This window comes from Thalassolituus sp. UBA2009 (assembly GCF_002335285.1).
GTDB lineage: Bacteria > Pseudomonadota > Gammaproteobacteria > Pseudomonadales > Oceanobacteraceae > Venatoribacter > Venatoribacter alkanivorans.
On sequence record NZ_DDCJ01000065.1, the window covers coordinates 1,275 to 5,397 of the forward strand.

General features: G+C 58.5%; 4 protein-coding genes. 3 read left to right on the plus strand and 1 reads right to left on the minus strand.

Going from position 1 to position 4,123, the window contains the following annotated elements:
• From B3P58_RS07610 to B3P58_RS07620, 3 genes are all read left to right on the plus strand, one after another.
• Positions 1-963: M24 family metallopeptidase (locus B3P58_RS07610; RefSeq protein ID WP_286716780.1), on the plus strand; the 963-nt coding region annotated here is incomplete at its 5' end.
• Positions 964-971: 8 nt separating this feature from the next.
• Positions 972-2,225, plus strand: a complete 1,254-nt coding sequence (gene ubiH, locus B3P58_RS07615; RefSeq protein WP_286716781.1) for a 2-octaprenyl-6-methoxyphenyl hydroxylase — start codon at positions 972-974, stop codon at positions 2,223-2,225.
• Positions 2,222-3,430 carry a UbiH/UbiF/VisC/COQ6 family ubiquinone biosynthesis hydroxylase gene (locus B3P58_RS07620; RefSeq protein ID WP_286716782.1) on the plus strand — a complete coding sequence of 403 codons (1,209 nt, stop codon included), beginning with the start codon at positions 2,222-2,224 and terminating at the stop codon, positions 3,428-3,430. Before ubiH ends, B3P58_RS07620 begins: the two co-directional genes overlap by 4 nt.
• A gap of 68 nt (positions 3,431-3,498) precedes the next feature.
• On the opposite strand, the gene htpX is transcribed toward B3P58_RS07620, so the two are convergent.
• A partial coding sequence (gene htpX / locus B3P58_RS07625; RefSeq protein WP_286716783.1) for a protease HtpX occupies positions 3,499-4,123 on the minus strand: 625 nt, incomplete at its 5' end.

Consider the following 4,123-nt stretch of genomic DNA (forward strand, 5'->3'; position numbering starts at 1 on the left):
GGCCTGATCGAAGGCAAAGACCGCATCTACGCCAGTCTGGGCGTCAGCCCGAACTTTGATAACCAGCTGATGCAGTGGGTTAACCATATCAAAACCCAGGTGCGTAACGGCGCCACACCGCCGCACGAGTTCAGTGCGCTGGATCATTTATTACACGATCAGCGTCTGATTAAATCCCCTGCAGAAATTAAGGTTATGCAGAAGGCCGCCGACATCAGCGCCGAAGCGCACACCCGTGCCATGCAGATGGTCAAGCCGGGCATGTTCGAGTTTGAGCTGGAAGCCGAGATTATGCGCACCTTTATGGCCGCGGGCAGCCGCTGGCCGGCGTATCCGTCGATTGTGGGTGCCGGTGATAACGCCTGCATTCTGCATTACACCCACAACAATATGGCGATTAAAGACGGCGACCTGATTCTGATCGATGCCGGTTGTGAGCTGGACTACTACGCCGCCGATATTACCCGCACCTTCCCGGCTAACGGTAAATTCAGCGCCGAGCAGAAGGCGATGTACCAGCTGGTGCTGGATGCGCAGTATGCCGCGATTGAGCAGATCAAAGCCGGTAATCACTGGAATCAGCCGCACGAAGCGGCGGTGCGGGTGCTGGTCGAAGGGCTGGTGCAGCATGGCCTGCTCAGCGGTGATGTTGACGAGCTGATTGAGAATCAGGAATACCGCCAGTTCTACATGCATAAAACCGGTCACTGGCTGGGCATGGATGTGCACGATGTCGGCGAATACCGCATCGGTGGTGAGTGGCGCATTCTCGAAGAAGGCATGGTGATGACCGTTGAGCCGGGGCTGTATATCTCGCCGGACGATGAAACGGTAGACGCCAAATGGCGTGGCATCGGCATCCGCATCGAAGACGATGTGGTGGTGACCAAAAGCGGCTGCAAAGTCCTGACCGCTGCCGTTGTTAAAGAGATTGATGATATTGAAGCCCTGATGGCGGGCTGAGGAACAGCATGAGCAAGTACATCCCGCAGTCTGACATTGTGGTACTGGGCGCCGGCATGGTCGGCGCCAGTCTGGTGCATCTGTTAAAACCGGCGCTGGCGCGCGGGATGAGCCTGACCTTAATCGACCGTCAGGCGCTGAACTGGGATGGTGATATTGCCAGCCGTCCGCCCAGCTTTGATGGCCGGGCGACGGCGTTGTCCTACGGAACACAGCAGATTCTCAGTCAGCTGGGTGTGTGGGATCTGATGGCTGGGCGCGCCTGTGCTATTGAGCATATACAGGTCTCCGATCAGGGCCGCTTTGGCCAGACCCAGCTGCACGCCAGTGAACAGAATACCGAAGCTCTGGGTTATATCGTTGAAAACGCCGTGATTGGTCAGGGCCTTTTAAGTGGACTGGAACAGCCGGGCGTCAGTATCAAAGCCCCGGCTCAGGTGCAGGGCGTACAGATGAACGCTGACGGCGCGCTGCTGACCTTCGATAACGGCGAACAACTGCAGACCAGTCTGCTGGTGCTGGCCGATGGTGCGCGTTCGGCGCTGGCGCAGCAGCTGGGTATTCAGCACGAACGTCGTTCTTATGGCACCCATGCGCTGGTGACTCAGGTTGAGGTTGATCGTGAACACGATCACTGGGCGTATGAGCGCTTCAGTGAAGACGGCCCGATTGCCTTTCTGCCGCTGAATAAAAAAGACTTCGCCGTGGTGTGGACGCTGGCCGACGACCAGATCGAACAGGTCAAAGCCTTGCCCGAAGCCGAATTCCTTGCCCGTCTGCAGCAACAGATCGGATATCGTCTGGGACGTTTAATGCGTGTCGGCGAACGCGCCAGCTACCCGCTGGCACTGGTGCAGAGTAAAGAGCAGGTGCGGCGCTCGCTGGTGCTGCTCGGCAACGCGGCGCACAGCCTGCATCCGGTGGCCGGACAGGGCTTTAACCTCGCGCTGCGCGATGCCGCCGTGTTGGCCGAATACCTCAACCGTGCCTGGCAGCAGAATCAGCCGCTGGGCGATCTGGCGTTATTACAGGCTTACGAGCAACAGCAGCAGGCCGATCAGCGCAACACCATCATGGCCAGCGATCTGCTGCCACGCCTGTTTGGTTCAAAACTGCCGGGTATGGCGCTGCTGCGCGACGCCGGCCTGCTCGGCATGTCGGCCCTGCCAACCGCGCGCAAACTCTTTACCCGTCATGCCATGGGTTTAGGGCAACGGGCCGCTAAGCTTCCGGCCACGCCGCTTTCAGGAGAATCTGCATGAACTATGACGTAGTGATTGTTGGCGCCGGACTGGTGGGTCAGGCGATTGCCAGCGCGCTGGTGCAGGGTGCACAGCAAAAGCCTTTGCGCATTGCCCTGATTGATCCGGCGTTCCGCACACAGGCTCCGGCCAGTGGCAGCGAACTGGCTGATTATGATCTGCGCGTATCAGCGTTAACCGCCAAAACCCAGGCTTTCTTAACCCGTCTGGGCGCCTGGCAGAAGATTCCGCCGCAGCGTCTCAGCCCTTACACCGGCATGCACGTCTGGGATGCTGAAGGCACAGGTTCTGTGACCTTCGATGCCGCCGATCTGCATGCTCCCTGTCTGGGTCATATCGTCGAAAACCGGCAAACGCTGTGGGCGATCCAGCAGTGCCTGCAGGAAACGCAGGGTGTAGATGTACTGACGCAGAAAGTTCGCTACCTCGATAATCGTGATGCCGAAGGTTACACCCCGGTGGTTCTGGAAAACGATGACAGGCTGCTGGCCAGACTGGTGATTGGTGCTGATGGTGCGCTGTCACGGGTGCGTCAGTGGGCTGGCCTGCCAACCACCGAGTGGGATTATGGCCATCACGCCATTGTTGCCACAGTACGGCTTGAACACCCGCTGCAGGCGACGGCATGGCAGCGTTTCCGCCCACAAGGGCCGCTGGCGCTGTTGCCACTGCCGGGTGATGAGCATCTGGCGTCCATCGTCTGGTCTACTTCGCCGGCTGAAGCCGATGCGGTGTTGGCCATGGACGAAGACGGTTTTAATGCCGCCCTGACCCAGGCGTTTGAAGGGCGTTTAGGGCGGGTGCTGGCCAGCTCGGCCAAAGCCCGTTTCCCACTGCGTCAGCGCCATGCCCGTGATTACTGGTGCGAAGGCGTGGTGCTGGCTGGTGATGCCGCGCATACCATTCACCCGCTGGCCGGACAGGGTGTGAATCTGGGCTTTAAAGATGCTGAAACCCTGGCGGAAGAAATTCTGCGCGCGCACAGCAAAGGGCTGGATCTTGGTGGTGGGCTGGTGCTCAGCCGTTATCAGCGCCGCCGTCAGGCCGACAACCTCAGCACCATGGCGGCGATGGAAGGCTTTAAACAGCTGTTCGCCGCCGATCAGCCATTGCTGCGTTTATTACGTAACGAAGGGATGCGCCTGTTCGACAAACTGTTGCCGGTTAAGCAGCACGTAATGATGAAAGCGATGGGGCTGGATTAATCGAGTTAGCCGGATAAAAAACGAGCCTCAATTGAGGCTCGTTTTCGTTGGTGCGTCAGCAGGCAGAATTAACGGCCGTACTGCTCACGCAGCGCCTGGATACGACGTTCCAGCGGCGGGTGAGTGGAGAACAGGGCAGACATCTTACCTTCACCACCGATACCAAAGGCCACCAGTTCACCGTTCAGTTCACTCGGCTGATCATAGGTTTGCTGCAGGGCAGCCAGCGCGCTGATCATCGCTGCCGGGCTGACCAGCTCGGCACCGGCCTGGTCGGCACGGAATTCACGGCGACGGCTGAACCAGGCAACAATGGTCGAAGCCAGAATGCCCAGTACGATCTCGGCGATAAAGGTCGTTACATAGAACGCGATGCCCGGACCGTCTTCATTCTTGAATACCGCACGGTCGACGAAGTTACCGATAATACGGGCGAAGAACATCACAAAGGCGTTCACCACGCCCTGAATCAGGGTCAGGGTAATCATATCGCCGTTGGCAACGTGACCAATTTCGTGGCCCAGTACGGCTTTGATCTGCTCTTTATCCATACGCTGCAGCAGGCCGGTCGATACCGCGACCAGGGCATTGTTACGGTTCCAGCCTGTAGCAAAGGCGTTAGGCGCCGCCGAACCGAAGATAACCACTTCCGGCATACCGATACCGGCTTTGTCAGCCAGTTCTTTAACGGTG